The organism is Specibacter cremeus (assembly GCF_003946885.1).
Lineage (GTDB): Bacteria > Actinomycetota > Actinomycetes > Actinomycetales > Micrococcaceae > Specibacter > Specibacter cremeus.
Genome location: NZ_RWKQ01000061.1, coordinates 298 through 23,864 on the forward strand (window position 1 = coordinate 298; position 23,567 = coordinate 23,864).

A 23,567-nucleotide genomic window follows, 5' to 3' on the forward strand; every position below is an offset into this window, starting at 1 on the left:
AACCAGGGGACCACCGGCACCGGAGCAACCACACAAACCTACCGCACGAACTTATTGAATGTCAATTCGGGATTTCCCGCATGTTCATCAGACTTTGCGTCTGCGAACACGCCCAATAACCGTAAATCCGGTTGGTTGGTAGGTCTTCCCGAGTGGACGTCCGGATCGGAATCCGTTCGTTCGGCGGGATACAACTCTAGCACCGTTCCGGCGGGAATGCCACCCGCGGGTCGGCGCCCCACCGGACCGAGCCGTCACGGCGTGCTCGGGCGCAGATAGACGGCTCCGAGCGGTGGGACGCGAAGGCGGGCGGACGCCGGTTGGCCGTCCCACGGCTCCGCCGCGGCCGTGATCGCGGTGCTGCCCACGCCGGAGCCGCCAAACTCGGCGGAATCGGTGTTCAGCACCTCGGCCCAGGGCCCGGCAAAGGGCAATCCGACCTGGTAGTCCTCGTGCGGGTTGCCGGCGAAGTTCACCACGCACACGAGCGGGTTGCCGTCCGGGTCGCGACGGATGAATGACAGTACATTGGCCTCCGTGTCGCCGCCGTTGACCCAGGCGAAGCCCTCCGCGACATTGTCCAAGGAGCTGAGTGCCGGCGTCGTGCGGTACACCGCGTTCAACTCCTTGACCAGCCGCTGCAGGCCACGGTGCGCGGGTAGCTCGGCGAGCCACCAGTCCAGCCCGTGCTGCTCGCTCCATTCCGCTTCCTGGCCGAACTCGGTGCCCATGAAGATCAGCTGCTTGCCCGGGTGCGCCCACTGGAACGCCAGGTAGGCGCGCAGGTTTGCCAGCTGCTGCCACCTGTCCCCGGGCATCTTGCCCAGCATCGACCCCTTCCCGTGCACCACCTCGTCATGGCTGATGGGCAGCAGGAAGTTCTCGGTGAACGCGTAGACCATCGAGAACGTGATCTGGTTGTGGTGCCAGCTGCGGTTCACCGGGTCCTCGGCCATGTACGTGAGCGAGTCGTGCATCCAGCCCATGTTCCACTTGAGGCCGAAGCCGAGCCCGCCGGCGCTGGTGGGCGCCGTGACGCCCGGGAACGCCGTGGATTCCTCGGCGATCGTCACGACGCCGGGGTAGCGGCGGTACGCCGTCGCATTCACCTCCTGCAGGAACGAGATCGCCTCGAGGTTTTCCCGCCCGCCGTGCCTGTTCGGGCTCCACTGGCCATCCTCCCGTGAGTAGTCCAGATACAGCATGGACGCCACGGCATCCACCCGCAGCCCGTCGATGTGGAACTCCTCGAGCCAGTACAGCGCGTTGGCCACGAGGAAGTTGCGCACCTCGTTCCGGCCGAAGTCGAAGATCAGCGTCCCCCAGTCAGGGTGCTCGCCCAGCCGCGGGTCGGCGTGTTCGTAGACGGGTTCGCCGGTGAATCGGGCCAGCGCCCATTCGTCCTTCGGGAAGTGCGCCGGCACCCAGTCCATGATGACGCCGATGCCGGCCTGGTGCAGTGCGTCGACAAGGAACCGGAACTCATCCGGGTGCCCGAAGCGCGACGTCGGCGCATAGTAGGACGTGACCTGGTAGCCCCACGATCCACCGAATGGATGTTCGGCCACAGGCATGAGCTCGACGTGCGTGAAGCCGAGCCATTGGACGTAGTCGACCAATTCCGTGGCCAGCTCCCGGTAGCCGAGCCCCAGCCGCCACGAGCCGAGGTGCACCTCGTACACGCTCATGGGCGCGTTGTGCGGATCGGTCGCGGCCCGCCGGCGCATCCAGTCCCCGTCGCCGAACTTGTAGGTCGAATCGACCACCACGGAGGCTGTCAGGGGCGGCACCTCGGTGCCGAACGCGAGGGGGTCGGCCTTCTCCACCCATTGCCCGCCCCGGCCCAGGATCTTGAACTTGTACCGCGCCCCGACGCCGATGTCCGGGATGAACAGCTCCCACACGCCGCTGGTGCCCATGCTGCGCATGGCATGCTGGCGCCCGTCCCAGGAATTGAAGTCGCCGATCACCTGGACGGCCCGCACGGCCGGGGCCCACACGGCGAAGCTGACCCCGGTGACCTCCCCCATGACGGTGTGGTAACGCTGGGTGTGGGCGCCGAGCACGTTCCACAGTTTCTCGTGCCGCCCCTCGTTCATCAGGTGCAGGTCCAGCTCCCCGACCGTCGGCAGGTACCGGTACGGGCAGTCGACCCGGCTGGTGCCGCTGGCATAGGTCACGTCCAGCCGGTAGTCCGGCACACGGCCGGGCACCCCGGGGGCGAGCACGGCCGTCCAGATGCCGCCGTATTCGTGCGTCATGGGCACACTGCCGTCGTCGGTGACGACGGCGACGGACTGCGCAAGGTGCCGCAATGTGCGGATGGTGACCTGGCCGTCGTCGTTCAGGTGGGCGCCCAGCACCGAATGCGGCGCATAGTAGGCACCCTCCGCTACGGCGGCCAGCACGCCCGCCTCGACCGTCATCGGCTTTCCCTGCGCCATGTCAACACCACTTTCCTTCGGTTCCAAGTATTTCCCGCACGGCCCGCACCGGAACCCAGATCCAGTCGGGCCGGTTCCGCAACTCGTAGACGACCTCGTACAACGCCTTGTCCAGCCACAGCGCCTCGAACAGCGCCGACCGTGTGTCGACCGTGCCGGGGCGGGTCAGCCCGTACCCTGCCAGGAACGCCGCCGACGCCCGACGCGCCCACGTCACCGTGCTGCCGGTGCCGTCGTCGGACTGCGCGGCCGCATAGTCGAAGGAGCGCAGCATGCCAACGACGTCGCGCAGCGGCAGGTCCGGCAGTCCGCGTTCGGCCAGCGGTCGCAGCGGCTCGCCCTCGAAGTCGAGCACATACCAGCGCCCGCCACCGCCGGCCTGCAGTGCCTGGCCCAGGTGCAGGTCCCCGTGGATGCGCTGGCAGTCCGGCAGGTCGGTTATTTGGCGCAGTCGCGCTTTTACGCCCTCCAGGGCGTCGTCATAGGGTCCGACGGCGGTGCGCGCCGCCGCCCACGCCCAGTCGAGCCGGTCGATGATCGCCTCGACGAGGCCACCGGGACCCGCGGCGTCCGCGGGGCTGGGCCCCAGCGATGCGAGCAGATCCGCGTGCACGCTGCCCACGGCGGCGCCGAGCGCCCGCGCCTCGGCCTGGAAGTCCGTACCCGCGCGGGCGGCGGTCAGCGCCAGCTCCCACCCGTCACGCCCACCGGCCACGAAGGAATGGACCACCCCGAGCGTGGACAGGCCCGCGGCCATCCGAAACTGCACGGCCCCATGCAGGGTTGGCACATGCGGATTGTCGAGAGCGGCCAGCGCCCGGCCGGCCTCGACCTCCGGGTGGCGGCCGGGCTGCAGCACCCGGTAGAACTTCAGCATCAGCTGCCCCGCGCCATCCCGGACCACGACGGACGTGTTCGACTGCTCACCGGCCACCACGCGGACGGCGCCGAGCTCCCCGCCGGGCCGTCCCGGGTGCGCGCGGCGCAGCCGGTCGCTGCACCACGCGACGAGGGGCGCGGGATCCGTCCCGGCCGATTCGGCCATCCCGGCCACACCGGACACCAGGTCCAGCCAGGCGGCCACGAAGTCCCGGTCATGGGTGCCGTCGTAGATCCACGCGGCATCCGCCCGGCCGATCAGCGCACCCGGGTCCGCGCCGAGACTGCCGGCCCGCACACTCACCGGCACCTGCAGCGTGACGGGTGTGCCGGCGTCGTCAATCTCCACGAACGCCACGCGCAAGGCGACATCGGCGCGGCCCCGGGCCAGCTCGAATCCGCCGGTGATCCGCGCACCGGCCCCGCCGCCCTTGGCCGGGTACCAGCGCCGCTGCGGCAGCCAGGCGGCCAGCAGGCGTTCGAGCACGGGGTCGGCGATCATCAGTAGCCCTGGTCCGACCCGCCCACGACGGGCATGGCCTGTGTCTCGGTTGACGCGCTGGAGCGCACGCGCAGCCAAAAGAAGTCGTAGCTGCCCAGGGTCAGGGTCAGCATGCCGTCGTCGCCGATGGACGGGAACACGCTGCCGCCGAAGATGTCGCGCAGGCCGCGGCCGGCCAGTTCGGGGATGGCCAGCGTCGCGGCGACCGGATGCTGGGACAGGTTGAACACGCACAGGATCGTCTCCGGCGTGGCGTCCTCCGGGTTGCCGACCGGGAGCACGCGCAGGAACGCCAGGACGGCGTCGCTGGAGGACTCAAGCTGCTCATACCGCCCCAGCCCGAACGCCGGGTGGGCCTTGCGCACGGCCAGGACCCGGCGGTTCCAGTGCAGCAGCGAGCTGGCGTGCGCCATCTGCGCCTCGACGTTGACGTGGTTGTAGTGGTAGACGAGCGACTGCACGACCGGCAGGTACAGCTTGCCGGGGTCGACGGCCGAGAACCCGGCGTTGCGGTCCGGGTTCCACTGCATGGGGGTGCGGGAGGCGTCGCGATCATCCAGCCAGATGTTGTCACCCATGCCGATCTCGTCCCCGTAGTACAGGAACGGGCTGCCGGGCAGCGCCAACAGCAGGGCGTTGATCAGCTCGATCTCCGCCCGGGAGTTGTCCAGCAGCGGGGCCAGCCGGCGCCGGATGCCGATGTTGGCGCGCATGCGCGAATCGGGCGCGTACCAGCCGAGCATGGCCTCGCGCTCCTCCGGGGAGACCATCTCCAGGGTCAGCTCGTCATGGTTGCGCAGGAATGTGCCCCACTGCCCGCCCCGGGGCAGGTCGGGGGTGTCCCGCATGGTCTCGATGATGGGTGCGGCCTTCTGGTCCCGCAACGCGTAGTACAGCCGCGGCATGATGGGGAAGTGGAACGCCATATGGCATTCGGGCGTCTCCTCGGTGCCGAAGTAGGCCACCACGTCGTTGGGCATCTGGTTGGCCTCGGCGATGATGATGCGGCCCGGGTACTCGCGGTCCACCATGGCGCGCAGGTCCTGCAGGAACCGGTGCGTGGCCGGCAGGTTCTCGCAGTTCGTGCCCTCTTCCTCGAACAGGTAGGGGACCGCGTCGGCGCGGAACCCGTCGATGCCCTGGTCCAGCCAGAACCGCACCACGTCGAAGACGGCGTCGATGACCGCGGGGTTCTCGAAGTTAAGGTCCGGCTGGTGGGAGAAGAACCGGTGCCAGAAGAACTGGCGGCGGACGGCGTCGAACGTCCAGTTCGACTGCTCGGTGTCGACGAAGATGATGCGCGCATCCGGGTACAACTGGTCCGTGTCGCTCCACACGTAGAAGTCGCCGAACGGGCCCTCCGGGTCCTCGCGGGCGGCAATGAACCACGGATGCTGGTCCGAGGTGTGGTTCATTGGCACGTCGATGATCACCCGCACCCCGCGCGCATGCGCCTCGGCGACGAGGTTCTTGAAATCCTTGATCGTGCCGTAGTCGGCCAGGACCGAATAGTAGTCGCGGATGTCGTAGCCGCCGTCGCGCAGCGGGGAGTCGAAGAACGGCGGCAGCCACAGGCAGTCCACGCCCAGCCACTGCAGGTAGTCGAGGCGCGCGATCAGCCCGGAGAAGTCGCCCGAACCGTCACCGTTGGCGTCCGCGAAGCTTTGCACGAGGACCTCGTAGAAGACCGCCTTCCGGTACCAGTGCGGGTCGTACTGCAGACCCGGCGCCTCCAGGTGGAACTGCGGGGCGCTGCTGGCTGGCAGGTAGGCCAAGTCATCTCCTCACATGCAGGATGTGGGCCGGCTCCAGGCGTGCGTCGAGCCGGAAGTAGTTGCTCTTGCCCCAGTTCCAGCTGGCGCCGGTGAGCAGGTCGTCGACGACGAACGTGCCATCCGGTGCCAGCGCGTCCAGGTCTAGCGCGTCCAGGTCGAGCGTGACCCGTCCTTCCCGGGCGCTGTGCGGGTCGACGTTGACGACCACGATGATGGTGTCCTTCACGGCCGGTCGCCCGTCCGTGGCGGGGATGACCTTGTGCTTGCTGTACACGAGCGTGGCCGGGTCGGAGCTCTCATGCAGCGACAGGTTCTGCAGGTCCAGCAGGGCCGGGTGGGCCCGCCGGATCGCGTTGAGCCGAGTCAGGTACGGCGCGAGCGACTTTCCGTCCGCCTCGGCCGCGGCGAAGTCCCGCGGCCGGTATTCGTATTTCTCGTTGTCGAGGTATTCTTCGGCGCCCGGCCGGGCCACATGTTCAAACAATTCATAGCCGGCATAAACGCCCCACAGCGGGCTGGACGTGGCGGCGAGAATTGCGCGAATCTTGAATGCGGCCGGACCTCCGTATTGCAGGTATTCGGTCAGGATATCCGGGGTATTGACAAAGAAATTGGGCCGAAAATAGCCGGCCGACACGTGGCTGACGTGGTGCAGGTATTCCGCCAATTCGTCCTTCGTGTTTCGCCATGTGAAATAGCTGTACGACTGCTGGAAGCCGGCCCGTCCCAGCGCCGCCATCATGGCCGGCCGGGTGAACGCCTCGGCCAGGAACACCACGTCGGGATGCTCGGCGTTGACCGTGCCGATCAGCCATTCCCAGAACCAGACGGGTTTCGTGTGCGGGTTGTCCACGCGGAAGATGCGCACACCATGGTCGATCCACAGGCGCACGATGCGCAGGATCTCCCGGGACAGGCCCTCCGGGTCGTTGTCGAAGTTCAGCGGGTAGATGTCCTGGTACTTCTTCGGCGGGTTCTCCGCATACGCGATCGTCCCGTCCACCCGGGTGGTGAACCATTCCGGGTGCGTCACGGCCCATGGATGGTCCGGCGCGCACTGCAGCGCCAGGTCCAGCGCCACCTCCAGGCCGCAGTCCCGGGCACGCTCCACGAACGTGTCGAAATCGGCGAACGTGCCCAGATCCGGGTGGATGGTGTCATGGCCTCCCGCGGCGGAGCCGATGGCCCACGGCGAGCCCGGGTCACCCGGTCCAGCCACGAGCGAATTGTTCGGACCCTTCCGGTGGACCGTGCCAATCGGGTGGATCGGCGGAAGGTACGCGACGTCAAAGCCCATGGCGGCGACCGCCGGGAGGCGACGGGCCGCCGTCGTGAACGTGCCGCTGGTCCAGGCGCCGGTGTCCGGGTCGCGCACGGCCCCCTCGGAGCGCGGGAAGAACTCGTACCAGGCGCCGCGCCCGGCCGCGTCGCGTTCGACGAGAATGGGGTACGGAACGCTGCGCGTCACCAGGGAGCGCAGCGGATGACGGACGACGGCGGCCCGTACCGCCGCGTTGCTCCCCGCGGCCAGGCGGTCCGTCGCGTTGAGACTGGTGTCGGCCAGGGACTTGGCGGCCGCCTTGAAGGTCTTCGCGTCGACGGCCGCTGCCGTGTTCTTCGCGGCCGCGGACAGCAGCGCGGCGCCCTCGGCGAACATGACCTCGACGTCGACGCCGGCGGAGATCTTGATGGCGGCGTTGTGGTGCCAGGTCTCGTAATCGTCGGTCCAGCCCTCGATGACGAAACTCCAGCGGCCCTCGGCCGTGGGCGTGACCGTGCCGCCCCACCGGTCGTTGCCGCTGCCGAGGCTGCGCAGGCGGGTGCGTGCCGCCTCGTCCCCCGCCGGGTCGTACAGCACGGCGGTGACGCCGAGGACGTCGTGGCCGTCGCGGAACACGGTGGCGGCCACCCGGATCTCGCCGTTGGGCACGCCCTTGGCCGGGAACCGTCCGCCCTCGATCACGGGTTGGACGTCGGTGATCGGAATGCGGCCGAACCGCAGTGCGTCGAGCCGGAACGGGGCCGTGGCGGTGCCCGCGGCGACCGGGCCGCGCCCGTGTGACTTGCTCAAGGTACTCACGATCTAGACGTTAGCGACAATGCCCGCCGATTGCTAAGACGTGCGGGAAAAACGTGCCCCGGCGCCCTGATCGTTACCCCCGGTGCGTAATGTTTCCCGGTGTGATTCGCCGGACACCACTTCGCCATCCTTGTGCGCTAGGGTGACCGGCATGAAGGCCATTCGCAGATTTACCGTCCACACCGTGCTCCCGCCGCAAATCGCCGCATTGTCGCGCCTGGCCACCAACCTGCGCTGGTCGTGGCACCTGCCCACGCGCCGCCTGTTCGAGTCCCTGGCACCGGAGCTGTGGGAGGAGGCGCGGCAGGATCCGCTGGCCATGCTGGGCCTGGTCCCGCGCGAGCGGCTGCAGGAACTGGCCGCGGACGCGGAGGTCGTGGCAGCCGTGGCGGCGGCGGACGCCAGCCTGACCGAATACCTCGACGAGCCGCGCTGGTATCAGACACTCGACGAGGGCGCGCCGCGCGCCATCGCCTACTTCTCCCCCGAGTTCGGCATCACCGAGGTCCTGCCGCAGTACTCGGGCGGCCTGGGCATCCTCGCCGGCGACCACCTGAAGGCCGCCTCGGACCTGGGCGTGCCACTGGTCGGCGTGGGTCTGCTCTACCAGGCCGGCTACTTCAAGCAGGCGCTGTCCGCCGACGCGTGGCAGCAGGAGACCTATCCGCTGCTGGACCCGGCTTCGTTGCCGCTGACGCTGCTGCGCGAGGCCGACGGCACGCCGGCGCGGATCGTGCTGCCGCTGCCCGAGGGTCGGGCGCTGCGCGCACAGATCTGGCGGGCCGACGTCGGACGGGTGCCACTGCTGCTGCTCGACTCCAATGTGGCCGGCAACGACGAGGCCGCCCGTTCCGTCACCGACCGGCTGTACGGCGGCGGCGGCGACCACCGGCTGGCCCAGGAACTGCTGCTGGGCATGGGCGGGGTGAAGGCGCTGCGCGTGCACGCCCGCCTCACCGGGACGCCGGCCCCCGAGGTGTTCCACACGAACGAGGGCCACGCCGGATTCCTCGGCATAGAGCGCATCCGCGAGCTCATGGACCCGGAAATCACCTCGCACCCGCTGTCCTGGGATGAGGCGCTGGCCGCCGGCCGCTCCTCCACCGTGTTCACGACCCACACGCCCGTGCCGGCCGGCATCGACAGGTTCCCGGCCAGCATGGTGGAACATTTCTTCTCCGCCGGGCTGGCCCCGGGCGTGCCGTTGCCCCGGATCCTGGAGCTCGGCCAGGAAAACTACGACGGCGGCGACCCCTCCATGTTCAACATGGCCGTCATGGGGCTGCGCCTGGCCCAGCGGGCCAACGGGGTGGCCAAACTCCACGGGGTCGTGTCGCGGTCCATGTTCGCCGGGCTGTGGCCCGGCTTCGACCACGACGACGTGCCGATCTCCTCCGTCACGAACGGCGTGCACGTGCCGACGTGGGTCGACCCGCACCTGGCCGAGCTGGCCAGGGAGAAGTTCGGCGCCGAGGTGCTCGACGGCCCCAACTGGTCCAAGGTGTACGACGTCAGCGACGCCGAGGTGTGGGACCTGCGCCGGCGGCTGCGCTCGGCACTCGTGACGGATGCCCGCCGTCGTCTGCGTTCCGCGTGGAAGAAGCGCGGCGCCGCCGACGCCCAATTGACATGGACCGACTCGGCCCTGGACCCGGACGTGCTGACGATCGGCTTTGCCCGCCGCGTGCCCACGTACAAGCGCCTGACGCTCATGCTGCGCGACCCGGCCCGGCTCAAGGCGCTGCTGCTGCACCCGGAACACCCGATCCAGCTCGTCATTGCGGGCAAATCGCACCCGGCCGACGACGCGGGCAAGAAGATGATCCAGGACTTGGTGCATTTCACCGACGACCCGGAGGTCCGGCACCGGATCGTGTTCCTGCCCAACTACGACATCGCCATGGCCCGCACGCTGTTTCCGGGCTGCGACGTGTGGCTGAACAACCCGCTGCGCCCGCTGGAGGCGTGCGGCACGTCCGGGATGAAGGCGGCCATCAACGGGTCGCTGAACCTGTCCGTCATGGACGGCTGGTGGGACGAAATGTACGACGGCGAGAACGGCTGGGCGATACCGAGCGCCAACGACGGCACCGGCGACGCGGAACGTGACGACATCGAGTCGGCTGCCCTGTACGAGCTGCTGGAAAACCAGGTCGCACCACGCTTCTACGGGGACACCGTCACGGAGGCCGCCGGTGCGGCCGGGGCGTCGCAGGCCACCGGCACCGCACTCCCGGCACACTGGATCGCCATGATCAAGCACACATTGGCCCACCTGGGCCCGCAGGTGTCCGCCGAACGCATGGTCAAGGACTACGTGCTCACGTTGTACCAGCCGGCCGCCGATGCCGGCCGGACGGCGGCGGACAACGATTTCGCCCAGGCGCGCGAACTGGCCCGCTGGATCGCCAATGTCAGATCACGGTGGGGCGGGGTCGGCGTAGAACACGTCGAGTCGCATGGGCTGTCCGACGAACCGCAGATCGGCGACACGCTGCAGGTGCGCGCGTCGGTCCAGTTGGCCGGGCTGCGCCCGGAGGACGTCACCATCGAGGTGGAGTACGGCAGCACCGACGACACGGACGACCTGAGCGACATCCGCACGCTGCCACTCGCGCAGGTCGAGGACCTGGGCCTGGGCCGCTTCCAATTCGCGGCGGATCTGCTCATCGACAGGTCCGGCAGCTTCGGCTACGGCGTCAGGGTCCTGCCGCGGCACCCGGCGCTGGCCGGCCCGGCCGAGCTGGGGCTCATCGCGACGACCTGACGGCCCTGGCCGGTGATTGAGCGTGTCGGTGATTGAGCCTGTCGAAATCGGGTCTCGACAAGCTCGACCACCGGTGATTGAGCGTGTCGGTGATTGAGCCTGTCGAAATCACCACCAGGTCTCGACAAGCTCGACCACCGGTGATTGAGCTTGTCGAAATCGGGGTCTCGACAAGCTCGACCACCGTGGGCCCAAGCTCGACCACCGGTGGCCCGGGCTCGACCACCGACGGATCAGGCGGATTCGACCCGGAAGATCTGCACCGTGTTGGCCTCCACCAGCACCGTGCCACCGGCCGGCACTGGTTCCACGGTGTCGGGCAGCGCGAAGGTGGGCCGCCCGTCGTCGCCCGTTGACGGAGCGGCCGTGGTCATGCGCAGCCGGAAGCAGCGCCCCGCGGCCCCAACGGGAATGGCGCCGGCGGCCGCCGGGAGCGTGGCCACCACGTCGCGCACGCCCGTGTTCAAGAGGATGAATCCGGCCGCCAGGCCGTCATCGGCGCCGATCAGCATGCCCAGCACACGTTCCGCCGGGTCGTTCCAGCGCCCCGGCGTCATGGGGCGCCCGTCCGCGCCGTACCAGTGCAGGTCGTTCTCCTCGCCGCGGGCCGGGTACGAGCTGGGCTGGTCGGCCAGGAAATCACGGCGGAGGTGGATCAGCCGTTTTGTCGCCGCCAGCATTTCCTGGGCGGACGCATCCAACGACCAGTCGAGCCAGGTGATCTCGTTGTCCTGGCAGTAGGCGTTGTTGTTCCCACCCTGGCTGCGTTCGAATTCGTCGCCGGCGGTGATCAGCGGGACGCCGATCGACAACAACAGCGTGGCCATCAGGTTGCGTCCCGTGCGCGCCCGCGCGGCCAGCACGCCCGGATCGTTCGTGATGCCCTCGACACCGTGGTTCCAGCTGCGGTTGTTGTCCGACCCGTCGCGGTTGCCCTCGCCGTTGTCCTCGTTGTGCTTCTCGTTGAAGGCGGTCAGGTCCGCCAGGGTGAATCCGTCATGGGTCGTCACCAGGTTCACGGACGCCAGCCGGCCACGCCCGGACGCCGCGAACAGGTTGGCCGATCCGCCGAGGGCATCGCCCAGCCCGGCCAGCGACCCCGCCGGGGTTCCCGCCGTCAACGCGGCCCGGTCGCTCAGCCAGATCCGTCGCACGGTGTCACGGAACGAGTCGTTCCAGTCGGCCCATCCCACCGGGAACCGGCCGGTCTGCCAGCCACCGAACCCGACGTCCCACGGCTCGGCCACGAGCTTCGTCCCGGACAGCACGGGGTCGGCGGCCGCGGCAATCAGGAACGGGTGCTGTGGGCGGAACTCGTTGGCTGCGTTGCGGCTGAGCGTCACGGCCAGGTCGAACCGGAACCCGTCGACGTGGAACTCCTCGACCCAGTAGCGAAGGGAGTCCAGCGCCAGCTGGATGACGCGTGGATTTCCGAAGTTCAACGAATTGCCGCACCCGGTCGTGTCCACGTAGTGGCCGTCGGCATGCCGGTAATACTGCTCGTCGGCCAGCCCCCGCCAGCTCAGCGCCGGACCGCCGGCGCCGCCCTCGGCCGTGTGGTTGAACACCACATCCAGCACCACCTCGATGCCGGCCTGGTGCAGCAGCTTGATCATGCCCTTGAGCTCGTCCTGCACGGCCTGCGGACCGGCCGCCTGCGCCGCGGCGCTGGCATAGCCACCATGCGGGGCGAAGAACCCGAGCGGGTTGTAGCCCCAGTAGTTGGACAGTTTGGTGTCGTCGAAGTGCGCCTCGTCGAGGTGGAAATGGATGGGCAGCAATTCGACGCTGGTCACGCCCAGCTCCGTCAGGTGGGCGATCATGGCCGGGTGTGCCATGCCCGCGTAGGTGCCGCGAATCCCCTCCGGGATGTCGGGGTGCAGCATTGTCTGGCCGCGCACGTGTGCCTCGTAGAAGACGGTGTTTCGCCACGGCACATGCGGCCGTTCGACGCCGCCCCAGTCGAATTCGGCGGCCATCCGCACGGACGAGAACCGTGTGGAGGCCCCGACCTTGCTTTCGTCGATGTACCTGCCGTACGGGTCCAGCAGCAGCTGCTCGGCCTCGGGGTCGACGCTCGCGGGGAGGGGCGTCTGCGGCTGAAGGCCGACCCGGAAACCGTACCGGGTGCCGACGGGCATGTCGTCCACCAGGCCGTGGTGGATGCCGTCGGTGACATCGGGCAGCCGCAGCGCGCGCCAGCTCCCGCCCGGCGGCTGGTAGCACAGCACAACGTCCCGCCACGCCGGGGCGTAGACGGCGACGTTCGCGGCCGCCGGGCCGCGTCCGCCCGCGGCCGCACTCACGCCCAGCGGGAACGACCGCGACACGGCAGCACCCAGCGAGCCGACCTCCTGGACGACGGTGACCGGCATGCGCTATGCCCCGGCGGCGCGCAGCTTGGAGATTTCGTACAAGCTGATGCCAACAGCCATCGACGCGTTCAGCGATTCCATGGCCGAATCGATCGGGATGGACACGATCTGGTCGCAATTCTCGCGCACCAGCCGCGACAGGCCCTTGCCCTCGGAGCCGACCACCAGGCACACCGGCTCCGTGGCCACGGTGAGGTCGGGCAGCGCAACGTCGCCGCCGCCGTCGAGCCCCAACACATAGAACCCCAGGTCCTTGAACGCGGCGAGCGCGCGGTTGAGGTTGGGCGCCTTGGCCACCGGCACGCGCACGGCGGCGCCGGCGCTCGTCTTCCAGGCCGACGCGGTGACGCCGACGCTGCGCCGTTCGGGAACGACGACGGCGTTCCCGGCGAACGCCGAGACGCTGCGGATGATCGCGCCAAGGTTGCGCGGATCGGTGATCCCGTCGAGCGCGACGATCAGCGGGGCAGCACCGATGTGCCCCTTCTTCCACTTCGTCACGGTCTCCTGGGCCAGGTCCACGGCGTCCGCGTAGTCGTACGGCGGGATCTGCAGGACCAGGCCCTGGTGGACGGCGTCCTCGGTCATCCGGTCGAGTTCCGGCTTGTGCGCCTCCATCAGCGGGATGCCGCGGTCGGCGGCCAGCTTCAGGGACTCCCGCACCCGCTCGTCCACGTCGATGCGCACGGCCACGTACAGCGCCTTGGCCGGGATGCCGGCACGCAGCGCCTCGAGAACGGAGTTGCGGCCCGTGACAAGTTCCTCGGTGGCGCGGCCCTTGGGGCCGCCGCGCCCGCGCGCGCCGCCGCGCTGGTTCGCCCGCTTGGCCGCGGACCGTTCGGCCAGCTGCTTGTTCTTGTGCGCCTTGTGGTAGGTGCGGTCCTCGGCCTTCGGCGTGGGGCCCTTGCCTTCCAGCGCCTTCCGGCCGTGGCCGCCCGTGCCGACGCTGGGGCCCTTCTTCAGCTTGCGCACGGCGCCGGGGCGTTGATTGTTGGCCATGGTGAAACCCTTACGATTGGTGCCGGAGGCCCATCAGGGCGTCCGAAGTCTGTTGTTCTGCGCGACACGCTGCCGGCACGGAATGTGGGTGCGTGGGACGGTCGAGTGAAAACCCGTACGGCACAGTTTATCCGGTATGGGCGGATTTCGTCGCGTGGCAGTTAACCGGGGGTCTATTTTCGCAGGGACCAGCTGGAGCCGGACGCCGCATCGGCGATCTCGATGCCGGCCGCGGCCAGCGTATCCCGGATGGCGTCCGAGGCGGCCCAGTCCTTGGCGGCGCGGGCTGCTGCCCGCGCTTCCAGCTGCGCCGTGATGAGCGCGTCCAAGGCGTCGTGCTCCGCGGGGGAGCCTTCGCCGGCGCGCCACGTCGGATCGAGCGGGTTGATGCCGAGCACGCTCGTCATGCCGACCACCGCCTGCAGCGAATGGCGTGTGCCGTCGTCGTCGTTCCCGGCCAGCGCGGTGTTGCCGGCGCGCACCGCCTCGTGCAATACGGCCAGGGCGGCGGGGATGTTCAGGTCGTCGTCCATGGCGGCGGCGAACGCGTCCGGCACCACGCCGGCCGGGGCCCCGTCCTCGCGCGCCAGGCGCGCGAGCGCGGCATGCAGGAACGTCTCGATCCGTTCGACGGCGGCCGCCGCCTCCGTGAGCGATGTGGGCCGGTAATCCAGCACGGAACGGTAATGCGCCTGGCCCAGGTAGTAGCGGACCACCAGCGGGCGGGCCAGCGCCAGCATCTGGGCCGGGTTGATGGTGTTGCCGATCGACTTCGACATCTTCTCACCCTCGTAGGTGACCATGCCGTTGTGCATCCAGAAGTTCGCGAACCCGTCGCCGGCGGCCCGGGACTGGGCCAGCTCGTTCTCGTGGTGCGGGAAGCGCAGGTCGAGGCCGCCGCCGTGGATGTCGAACTCGGCGCCGAGGTACTTGGTGACCATGGCCGAGCACTCCAGGTGCCAGCCGGGCCGGCCGGGGCCCCACGGCGAATCCCAGCTGGCCGTGTCCGGCTCGCCCGGCTTGTGCCCCTTCCACAGGGCGAAGTCGCGGGGGTCCCGTTTGCCGCGCGGGTCGGCGTCCGGGGCGGCCTGCATGTCGTCGATGTTCTGCCGGGTCAGCGAGCCGTATTCGGACCAGGAGCGCACGTCGAAGTACACGTCGCCGGAGCCGTCCGGGGCCGGGTAGGCGTGGCCGCGCTCGATGAGGCGGGCGATCAGGGCGTGCATTTCCGGGATGTGCCCGGTGGCGCGCGGCTCATACGTCGGCTTGAGGATGCGCAGCGCGTCGTACGCGTCCTCGAAGGCCTGCTCGAACCGGTAGGCCAGGGCCCACCACGGCTCGTCGAATTCCTCGGCCCGGAGCAGGATCTTGTCGTCAATGTCCGTCACGTTGCGCACCACGGTGACCTCATAGCCGCGGTGCGTGAGCCAGCGGGTGAGCTGGTCGAAGGCGAGGGCCGAGCGGACGTGGCCGATGTGGGGTTCCCCCTGGACCGTGGCCCCGCAGTAGTACAGGGAGGCCTGGCCCGCGCGGAGCGGGACGAAGTCGCGGACGGCGTTCGTGGCGGAATCGTGGAATCGCAGGGTCACGGCTCTAGGCTACCGTCTCCGCGTTCCACCCGGACGACCAAGGCCGTCGCGATGGCCGTGATGCCCTCGCCGCGGCCGGTGAAGCCGAGCCCGTCGCTGGTCGTGGCGCTCACGGACACCGGTGCCCCGGCGGCCCGGCCCAGGGCAGCCTCGGCCTCGCCCCGGCGCGGGGCGAACTTCGGCCGGTTGCCCACGAACTGGACGGCGATGTTGCCGATATCGTAGCCGGCCGCCCGCACGATCCTCGCCGCCTCCGCCAGCAGGGTCACGCCGCTGGCGCCCTTGAATTCGGGCCTGTCCGTGCCGAAATGGGCGCCCAGGTCGCCCGCGCCGGCGGCGGAGAACAGCGCGTCGGCGGCGGCATGGGCCACCGCGTCGCCGTCGGAGTGCCCGGCCAGCCCGCGTTCGCCGGGCCAGTGCAGCCCGGCCAGCCACAACGGGGCGGGCGTGTCCGCCGGGGCGTACGCGTGCGTGTCGACGCCGATGCCGGTGCGCGGCAGCGCCGTCATCCCTCGACCCAGCGCGGCGCGAGCGGATCCTGCAGCAGCGCCTCGGCCAGCAACAGGTCCGTGGGGGTGGTGATCTTCAGACTGTGCGGCGACCCGTGGACCACGTAGACGGGAACGCCCAGCGCCTCGACGAGCATGGCGTCGTCGGTGACCTCCGGTGGCGTGGCCGCGGCGCCGGCGGCGTGCTGGGCTGCGGCGTCCTGGGCTGCGGCGTGGGCCCGGCGCAGCGTGGTCAGGTCGAAGCCCTGCGGGGTCTGCACGGCGCGGAGCCGGCTGCGCGCCGGCGTGCCCTGGACGCGTTCGACGGCGGGCACGTGCGGCGCGCCGGGCGCCTCGGTTGCGTCGGTGCCCGGCAGCCGCGCCGGTTCGACGATCTTGATGGTGTCGACGACGGCAAGGGCCGGGATCACGGCCCGGGCGCCGCCGTCGAGCGCTTCGGTGATGCGGTCATAGACGACCACCGGCGTCAGGGGCCGGGCCGCGTCGTGGATGAGCACCGCCGTGATGGCGGGGTCCAGGACGTCCAGCGCGGCCCGGACCGACGCGGCCCGGTCCGTGCCGCCGTCGACCACGCTGATCGCGGGGGCGCCGGTGCCGGCCGTCTCGACCGTCAACGCCTCGGCGATGCCCCGCAGTTCGTCGTCGCCCGGGGGGACGGCGATGCAGACCTGGGCGGCGCAGCCGGCGGCCAGCACGCCGCGTACGGCGTGTACCAGCATCGGCTCACCGCCCAACAGCACACGCGCCTTCGGGATTCCGTGGCCCAGCCGCTCACCGGATCCGGCGGCCACGAGCACCACGGCGAACGTGTTGGTGGCGTGTTCGTTCATGGCTCCACAGTAGCCGGTGGCGCCCCCGGACATGGGAAGCCCCGGTGCTGCAAGCAGCACCGGGGCTTCCGGGCAGAAAGTATGGCTAGAAAATGGCTAGGAGGCCAGAACCTCGTCGAGGACCGTTGCGGCCTTCTCCTCGTCCGTCTTCTCGGCCAGTGCCAGTTCGGAGATCAGGATCTGCCGGGCCTTGGCCAGCATGCGCTTCTCGCCGGCGGACAGGCCACGATCATGGTCCCGGCGCCACAGGTCCCGAACGACCTCGGCGACCTTGATGACATCGCCGGACGCCAGCTTCTCCAGATTGGCCTTGTAGCGGCGGGACCAGTTGGTGGGCTCCTCCGTGAACTCCGCCCGCAGCACGTCGAACACGTGCTCCAGGCCTTCCTTGCCGACCACGTCGCGAACCCCAACCAGGTCCACGTTCTCGGCCGGAACTTCAATGGTTAGATCCCCCTGAGCCACCTTAAGCTTGAGATACATCTTCTCCTCACCCCGGATAGTGCGCATCTTGATCTCCTCGATCTTCGCTGCACCGTGGTGGGGGTAAACTACTGTCTCGCCGACCTCAAAAAGCATGTGGATTCTCCCTTTCCAAGACTTAAGTTTACCATGGATCACCCCCGCCTCCCTTGAGTTTCCGCGGGTCAGCGCCCTGTGCGGGTACGCTGCTGGCGCAATTGTTCCAGCGAATGGAGTTGGCCAACCCCTTGACGCGAGACCGGTCTTCGTGCAACGCGACGGGAACGCTCGATTTTGTGGATAAGCTGGTGCCGGATCATCTTTCGACTTTTTCATGAGGAGCTACCGACGTGAGTATCGCTGCCGGCATGCGCGGAACCAATCGAGTACAGCGCCTGGGCGTCATCGCGGCCATCGCGGTCGGCGCCATGGCATTCACGGGGTGCAGCGCCATCAACCCGCAGAGCACCACCATGGTCGTCTCCGTCTCCGACGGTGTGCGGACGGACCTTGGCAAACTGGAACTGCGCAACATCCTGATCGTGTCCAATGGCAAGGGCGAGCCGGGCCGCATCATCGGCGCGGTTTACAACACCTCGGATGCGGACATCACCCTGACCTTCAGCGGTGACCAGGGCGCCCAGACCCAGATCACGGTCAAGCCCGGCGTGCCGTACCTCCTGGACGGGACCAGTGACTCCGCCATCCTGGGCTCCGTCACCCAGATGCCGGGCGCCGTCGAGAAGCTGACGCTGACGCAGACGGGCCCGGGCGAGCAGTCCCGCACCTTCGATGTGCCGATCCTGAACGGGACGCTGCACGAATACTCGACCCTGGTGCCGACCGCCCCGGCGACGCCCACCGAGTCGGCCACGCCGTTGGCCAAGGAATCCGCCACGGCGTCGGCCACCCCGACCCCGTAGAGCCCCGCCGCGGCGGCCGCTTCCGCGCGCTCAGGGTTCGAACTTGTAGCCAAGCCCGCGGACGGTGACGAGGTAGCGCGGGGCGGCCGGGTCCGGTTCGATTTTCGAGCGGATCCGCTTCACATGCACGTCGAGCGTCTTGGTGTCCCCCACATAGTCGGACCCCCACACCCGGTCGATGAGCTGGCCGCGCGTCAGCACGCGCCCGGCGTTGCGCAACAGCATCTCCAGCAGCTCGAACTCCTTGAGCGGGAACGACACCGCCTCGCCGCGCACGGTCACCACGTGCCGTTCGACGTCCATGCGCACCATGCCGGCGTGGACGGTCGAGCTGACCAGCTCCTCCGGCTCACCCTGGCGTCGCATGACCGCGCGAATGCGGGCAATCAGTTCGCGCGAGGAGTACGGTTTGGTCACGTAGTCGTCGGCGCCCAGCTCCAGGCCCACGACCTTGTCGATCTCCGAGTCCTTGGCCGTGAGCATGATGACGGGCACGCTGGAGCGCTGGCGCAGATGCTTGCATACCTCGGTCCCACTCATGCCGGGCAGCTGCAGGTCCAGCAGCACCAGGTCGGCGCCGTTGCGTTCAAACGCCAGCAGCGCGTCCAGCCCGTTGTCGGTCACCTCCACCTCGTACCCTTCCCGTTCCAGCAGGAAGGACAACGGGTCGCTGATGGACTCCTCGTCCTCGACGATCAGGATTCTGCTCACGCCTGGGATTCCTCGCTTCTTCTTCCGATGGTCATGAATGCTTCTGCCCGGCGGGGGCACGGCGCCCCTGCGCGGCCGGCTCGGCCAGCTGCGGCAACCGCAGCGTGAACGTGGACCCCATGCCCGGGGTGGACCAGAGGGTCACCTCGCCGCCGTGGTTGGAGACGATGTGCTTGACGATGCTCAGGCCCAGCCCGGTGCCCCCGGTATGCCGGGACCGGGCGGTGTCGACACGGTAGAACCGCTCGAACACCCGGTTCTGGTCCTCGGTGCTTAGTCCGTCGCCATGGTCGGAAACGCTGACGGAGACGACGCCGTCGCCCACCTGGAGCCCGATGCCCACCTGCGTGTTGGCCGGCGAATACCGCACCGCGTTGTCGATCAGGTTGCGCAGCGCGGTCACCAATTGCTGCCGGTCGCCGTGCACCCAGGCCGGGACCAGTTGGCCCACGGCCAGCGTGATGTTCTTATCCTGCGCCGGCATCCGGGTGCGGTCCACCGCCTCGGCGATGACGTCGTCGATCTCCACGGCCGCGGCGTCAAGCTGCACGTCCTTGCCCTGCAGCCTGGACAACTCGATGATGTCCTGGACGAGCGCGGCCAGCCGAGCCGATTCCGTGTTCATGCGCTTGGCGAACCGGCGCACGGCGGCCTCGTCGTCGGGCGAGGACTCGAGCGCCTCGGCGAGCAGCGAAATGGCGCCGACGGGCGTCTTCAACTCGTGCGAGACGTTGGCGACGAAGTCATTGCGCACCGCCTCGGTGCGGGCCAGTTCGGTGCGGTCGTCGGCCAGGATGAGGATGTATTCCTCGCCCAGCGGGGCCACCCGGACCTGCACCACCAGGACGCCCTGGCCCGATATGGCACCGCGGGGCAGGTTGAGCATGCGCTCCTCAATGACACCGTCGCGACGGACGCGGCCGGCCAGGTCGAGAAGTTCCCTGTGCATGACGGTGTGGCCGCGCACCAGGCCGAACGAGTAGGCGCCGGGGCTGGCGCGGACGACGCCGTCCACGGCGTCGATGACGATGAAGGCCCGCCCCACCACGGAGAGCACCTCGGCGGATCCGTCCGGCAGCGCGGGCTCGCGCACCACGAAGGCACGCCGACGGGAGCGTTCGCTGGCGCCGAAGGCGAGCATGCCGACAACCCCCAGCGCCAGGCCCACCACGCCGGCGAACACCGCTATCAAGACCGGATCCACACCACTAGCTTAGGCGCACGAACGGGGCCGTTTTTGCCGTGGGACCGGCGCACGCCGACAGTTCAACCAGCGTTAACTTGTGCGCCCCCTCATGTTCATTCCACACTGGGATGCTGGGCAATGCTCGAGTGCTGTGCCAACAGCATCCCCCATGAAAGGACGCGACGCGTGCGCAAAGTTTTCCAGGCCGAACTCCACCAGATCGGTGAGGGCCTGAGCGAGATTTCCATCCTGGTATCGGCGGCCATCTCGAAGGCCGCCGCCTCCTTCGCCGTCGTGGACCTGCAACGGGCCGAGGAGGTCATCGCCGCCGACGCGCGCATCGATTTCCTGCAGAACGATCTGGACGAGCGTGCCATCGACGTGCTGGCGCTGCAGGGCCCCGTGGCCGGTGACCTGCGCATGATCGTCGGATCGCTGCGCATGAGCGCGTCGCTGGAGCGCATGGGCGACCTGGCCCGGCACATCGCCCAGCTGACCCGCCTGCGCTACCCGAACCGGGTCATCCCGGCCGGGCTGGCCGTCACGTTCGCGCAGATGGCGCAGCTGGACATCACGATCGCCGGCAAGGTCACCGAGCTGCTCGACTCCCGCGACCTGACCGTGGTCAACGACATCATGGCCGCCAAGGCGCAAATCAACGAGCTGCACCGGAGCGTGTTCAAAACCATGGCCGCCCCGGACTGGCACGAGAACCCCGCCACGACGGTGGACGTGACGCTGGCCAGCCGCTATTTCGAACGCTTCGGCGACCACGGCGTGTCGGTCGCCCGCAAGGTGTCCTACCTGGTCACCGGCGAGTGGCAGCCGGAGGACTTCCTCGCTGGCTGATCGAACCGGTGATTGAGCCTGCCCGCCGGTGGTCGAGCCTGTCGAGACCTTGGTGATTTCGACAGGCTCGACCACCGGCTTCGCGCTACTTCTTTCCCTGGTTCGCGACGGCCAGGATCGACGCGGCCGCCGCGTCCGGGTCCAGGTAGGTGCCGCCGGGGGTAATCGGGGCGAAGTCCTCATCCAGGTCGTAGACGAGCGGGATGCCGGTGGGGATGTTCAGGGACGCGATGGCCTCATCGGAGATGCCGTCAAGGTGCTTGACGAGGGCGCGCAACGAGTTGCCGTGGGCCGTGACCAGCACGGTCTTGCCGGCCTTCAGGTCTTCCTTGATGTCCGATTCCCAGTACGGCAGCAGGCGGATGAGGACGTCCTTGAGGCACTCGGTGCGGGGGACGTCGTTGCCGAGATCGGCGTAGCGGGGATCGCCCAGCTGGGAGAATTCGCTGTCGTCGGCCAGCGGCGGCGGCGGGGTGTCGTAGCTGCGGCGCCATTCCATGAACTGCTCCTCGCCGAACTCGGCGAGGGTCTGGGCCTTGTCCTTGCCCTGCAGGGCGCCGTAGTGGCGCTCGTTCAGGCGCCAGTCGCGCTTGACGTCGATCCAGCCGCGATCGGCCTTCTCCAGTGCCAGGTTGGCGGTGTTGATGGCGCGCTTGAGACGGGACGTGTACAGGATGTCCGGGAGCACATTGTTCTCCACGAGCAGCTCGCCGCCGCGGACGGCCTCGGCGCGGCCCTGGTCGTTGAGGTCGACGTCCACCCAACCGGTGAACAGGTTCTTCGCGTTCCAGTCGCTGTGGCCATGGCGCAGCAGAATCAGCTTGTAGGTCATGGCCTTAATCCTACCGGGGCCCCTTGGCGGGCCCGAATGCGTTACGGGTGTGCGGGTGCGACTACACTTGACGGGTGGTTCAACGCGCTCAACGGGTCAGGAGCGTCTTCGGCAACCCCACGGCGCACAATCTCTCTGCGCACGGCCCGGCCGGGCGGAAACCGTTCGGCAACGTCACCCGCGGAACCACCCATCCCAACCGGCTGCGCCGCGTGGACCGGTGGCTGTCCGGCCCGCAATCGTGGCGGCTGTTGCGCGAGCCCCGACCCGTGGTGGTGGACCTGGGCTACGGGGGCGCCCCCACGACCGCCGTCGAACTCTACGACCGTGTTGCCGCCATCTGCCCGTCCGTCCATGTCACCGGGGTCGAGATCGAGCCTGAACGGGTGCGCATCGCCAAGCCGCTGGAGCATGCCGGGCTGGACTTCCGCGTGGGCGGCTTCGAGATCCCGTTGCCCGGCCAGGTGACCATGGTGCGCGCGTTCAATGTGCTGCGCCAGTACGACGAGGCCGATGTGCGTGTCATCTGGGACACGGTCTGCTCGCGGCTGAGCCCGCACGGCCTGTTCGTGGACGGTACCTGTGACGAGATCGGCCGCCGCAGCGCCTGGGTGGGGTTGGACCGGTCCGGCCCACAGTCGCTGACCGTCTCGATGCGTTTCGGCGCGTTCGAGCTGCCGTCGGAGCTGGCCGAGCGGCTGCCCAAGTCGCTCATCCACCACAACATCCCCGGCGAGAACGTCCACCGTTTCCTGCAGGCCCTGGACCGGCATTGGCTGGCCGCCGCACCCCTGGCCGTCTACGGGCACCGGCAGCGCTGGGTCGCCATGTGCCGCGCCACGTACGATGCCGGCTGGCCTGTCACGCGCGCCCCGTCGCGGTGGCGGCTGGGCGAGTTGACCGTGGCGTGGGACGCCGTGGCCCCCGGAGTGTGAGTTGAACGTTCGGGGGTGGGCCGCACATTCGGGGGTGACCAGAACCGAATAAGCGGGCGCGGCCCGATCATGCGGAGAGTAGCTGCCCTCGCCCGTCAAGCGCCGCCCCCGCACGGACAAGGGCTGCACGGATGCGGGCCTCCAGCCGTGCCGGGTCCGCGAGGTCTTTCCACTCAATGCGAAGGAACTGCCACCCGAGTTCAACCAGGGCATTCTCGCGTTTCCGTTCTGCCAGGAGGACCTCGGCTGTCGGCTGCGTGCCCAGATACTTCTTGTCGCCGTCGAATTCCAGGATCAGCATGAATTCACGCCACGCGAAATCAGCCCTGAACAGCCCCAAAGGAGTCGGAATCTCCACCTGCAGGTCCGGCATCGGCAATCTCATTGACGTCATGAGCCAGCGGGTCCGCGATTCCCCTGCGGATTCGCTGCGTGCGTCAAGGGCATCCAGCAGCACGCGGGCCCGTGCGGATCCGCGGCGCACCGGGCTTTCGGTGAGCATGCGCCGCATTGAGTCAACATCTACGCCCAGATGAAGTGCATGATCGCCCGTCACCACCGCTCGCGGCACGCCGAAAAGGCGTGCACAATCCAGGACCGTCTGCTCGATCGATGTGACGGTGATGAACCGGCCGGCGAACTCAACGACCAGGACGTCCTCCGCTGCGAGCGGCTGGGTATGTGCGATCACCTCGGCCGAGTTGCTGCGGCCGTTTGTCGTGAACGGATTCGTCACGTGCACCTTGGAGCCGCAGCCCCAGACTTCCAGCCCATTGATTCGGGCGGCGCTCGAATGAGAGTAGACGGGAGCGCCGTCGGCCGAGACAATATGAGCTTTTAATCCGAAGTTACGTGGGGGGTGACGTGTGAAATCCCCGCCGTGGCGGGGATTTCGCGGTTTTCCGGGGTCCTGGTTCTGT

Annotated in this window: 16 protein-coding genes and 1 pseudogene; 4 read left to right on the plus strand and 13 right to left on the minus strand. The window is 68.7% G+C overall.

Going from position 1 to position 23,567, the window contains the following annotated elements; translation table 11 throughout:
- Window positions 1-254: 254 nt before the first annotated feature.
- From glgB to EJC77_RS18340, 3 genes and pseudogenes are all read right to left on the minus strand, one after another.
- Window positions 255-3,825 (minus strand): annotated as a pseudogene (gene glgB / locus EJC77_RS18330) (1,4-alpha-glucan branching protein GlgB).
- Window positions 3,825-5,600, minus strand: coding sequence for a maltose alpha-D-glucosyltransferase (gene treS, locus EJC77_RS18335; protein WP_125616112.1), 1,776 nt, complete (start codon window positions 5,598-5,600; stop codon window positions 3,825-3,827). The pseudogene glgB and the gene treS overlap by 1 nt, the downstream one beginning before the upstream one ends.
- A gap of 1 nt (window position 5,601) precedes the next feature.
- Window positions 5,602-7,602, minus strand: coding sequence for an alpha-1,4-glucan--maltose-1-phosphate maltosyltransferase (locus EJC77_RS18340; protein ID WP_205787493.1), 2,001 nt, complete (start codon window positions 7,600-7,602; stop codon window positions 5,602-5,604).
- Between the two features lie 229 nt (window positions 7,603-7,831).
- Here EJC77_RS18340 and glgP point away from each other — a divergent pair, with 229 nt between their 5' ends.
- Window positions 7,832-10,447 carry an alpha-glucan family phosphorylase gene (gene glgP / locus EJC77_RS18345; protein WP_205787490.1) on the plus strand — a complete coding sequence of 872 codons (2,616 nt, stop codon included), beginning with the start codon at window positions 7,832-7,834 and terminating at the stop codon, window positions 10,445-10,447.
- 233 nt (window positions 10,448-10,680) lie between these two features.
- Here the strand turns inward: glgP and glgX are convergent, their stop codons facing one another.
- From glgX to EJC77_RS18375, 6 genes are all read right to left on the minus strand, one after another.
- On the minus strand, window positions 10,681-12,822 hold the full coding sequence (glgX, locus tag EJC77_RS18350) for a glycogen debranching protein GlgX (protein WP_125616118.1): 2,142 nt from the start codon (window positions 12,820-12,822) through the stop codon (window positions 10,681-10,683).
- Between the two features lie 3 nt (window positions 12,823-12,825).
- On the minus strand, window positions 12,826-13,821 hold the full coding sequence (rlmB, locus tag EJC77_RS18355; RefSeq protein ID WP_125616120.1) for a 23S rRNA (guanosine(2251)-2'-O)-methyltransferase RlmB: 996 nt from the start codon (window positions 13,819-13,821) through the stop codon (window positions 12,826-12,828).
- 173 nt (window positions 13,822-13,994) lie between these two features.
- Window positions 13,995-15,410: a cysteine--tRNA ligase gene (gene cysS, locus EJC77_RS18360; protein ID WP_125616123.1), complete on the minus strand. Its 1,416-nt coding sequence runs from the start codon at window positions 15,408-15,410 to the stop codon at window positions 13,995-13,997.
- Window positions 15,407-15,919: a 2-C-methyl-D-erythritol 2,4-cyclodiphosphate synthase gene (gene ispF, locus EJC77_RS18365; protein WP_125616126.1), complete on the minus strand. Its 513-nt coding sequence runs from the start codon at window positions 15,917-15,919 to the stop codon at window positions 15,407-15,409. The genes cysS and ispF overlap by 4 nt, the downstream gene beginning before the upstream one ends.
- Window positions 15,916-16,749, minus strand: coding sequence for an IspD/TarI family cytidylyltransferase (locus tag EJC77_RS18370; RefSeq protein ID WP_125616129.1), 834 nt, complete (start codon window positions 16,747-16,749; stop codon window positions 15,916-15,918). Before EJC77_RS18370 ends, ispF begins: the two co-directional genes overlap by 4 nt.
- Window positions 16,750-16,845: 96 nt before the next feature.
- Window positions 16,846-17,328 (minus strand): CarD family transcriptional regulator, encoded by a 483-nt coding sequence (locus EJC77_RS18375; RefSeq protein ID WP_125616131.1) that lies wholly within the window; start codon window positions 17,326-17,328, stop codon window positions 16,846-16,848.
- Window positions 17,329-17,561: 233 nt separating this feature from the next.
- Between EJC77_RS18375 and EJC77_RS20535 the strand changes: the two genes are divergently transcribed.
- Window positions 17,562-18,134, plus strand: coding sequence for a hypothetical protein (locus tag EJC77_RS20535; protein ID WP_240630357.1), 573 nt, complete (start codon window positions 17,562-17,564; stop codon window positions 18,132-18,134).
- Window positions 18,135-18,164: 30 nt separating this feature from the next.
- On the opposite strand, the gene EJC77_RS18385 is transcribed toward EJC77_RS20535, so the two are convergent.
- Window positions 18,165-18,845 carry a response regulator transcription factor gene (locus EJC77_RS18385; protein ID WP_125616134.1) on the minus strand — a complete coding sequence of 227 codons (681 nt, stop codon included), beginning with the start codon at window positions 18,843-18,845 and terminating at the stop codon, window positions 18,165-18,167.
- A gap of 31 nt (window positions 18,846-18,876) precedes the next feature.
- Complete coding sequence (locus EJC77_RS18390; RefSeq protein WP_240630358.1) at window positions 18,877-20,049, minus strand: sensor histidine kinase; 1,173 nt, start codon at window positions 20,047-20,049, stop codon at window positions 18,877-18,879.
- Window positions 20,050-20,217: 168 nt separating this feature from the next.
- Here EJC77_RS18390 and phoU point away from each other — a divergent pair, with 168 nt between their 5' ends.
- A complete protein-coding gene (phoU, locus tag EJC77_RS18395) occupies window positions 20,218-20,880 on the plus strand; it encodes a phosphate signaling complex protein PhoU (protein ID WP_125616137.1) in 663 nt (220 codons plus the stop codon).
- Between the two features lie 85 nt (window positions 20,881-20,965).
- Here phoU and EJC77_RS18400 read toward each other — a convergent pair whose 3' ends face one another.
- A complete protein-coding gene (locus EJC77_RS18400; protein WP_125616140.1) occupies window positions 20,966-21,712 on the minus strand; it encodes a phosphoglyceromutase in 747 nt (248 codons plus the stop codon).
- A gap of 74 nt (window positions 21,713-21,786) precedes the next feature.
- Between EJC77_RS18400 and EJC77_RS18405 the strand changes: the two genes are divergently transcribed.
- Complete coding sequence (locus EJC77_RS18405) at window positions 21,787-22,647, plus strand: class I SAM-dependent methyltransferase (RefSeq protein ID WP_125616143.1); 861 nt, start codon at window positions 21,787-21,789, stop codon at window positions 22,645-22,647.
- A 67-nt stretch (window positions 22,648-22,714) separates the two neighbouring features.
- Here EJC77_RS18405 and EJC77_RS18410 read toward each other — a convergent pair.
- On the minus strand, window positions 22,715-23,567 hold an 853-nt coding region (locus tag EJC77_RS18410), incomplete at its 5' end, for a hypothetical protein (RefSeq protein ID WP_205787492.1).

Bases quoted from the DNA above. Each gene is read 5' to 3' on its own strand.
- rlmB (WP_125616120.1), bottom strand. From the start codon at position 13,821: ATGGCCAACAATCAACGCCCCGGCGCCGTGCGCAAGCTGAAGAAGGGC.
- EJC77_RS18375 (WP_125616131.1), bottom strand. From the start codon at position 17,328: ATGCTTTTTGAGGTCGGCGAGACAGTAGTTTACCCCCACCACGGTGCA.
- EJC77_RS18370 (WP_125616129.1), bottom strand. From the start codon at position 16,749: ATGAACGAACACGCCACCAACACGTTCGCCGTGGTGCTCGTGGCCGCC.
- ispF (WP_125616126.1), bottom strand. From the start codon at position 15,919: ATGACGGCGCTGCCGCGCACCGGCATCGGCGTCGACACGCACGCGTAC.
- EJC77_RS18400 (WP_125616140.1), bottom strand. From the start codon at position 21,712: ATGACCTACAAGCTGATTCTGCTGCGCCATGGCCACAGCGACTGGAAC.
- glgX (WP_125616118.1), bottom strand. From the start codon at position 12,822: ATGCCGGTCACCGTCGTCCAGGAGGTCGGCTCGCTGGGTGCTGCCGTG.
- glgP (WP_205787490.1), top strand. From the start codon at position 7,832: ATGAAGGCCATTCGCAGATTTACCGTCCACACCGTGCTCCCGCCGCAA.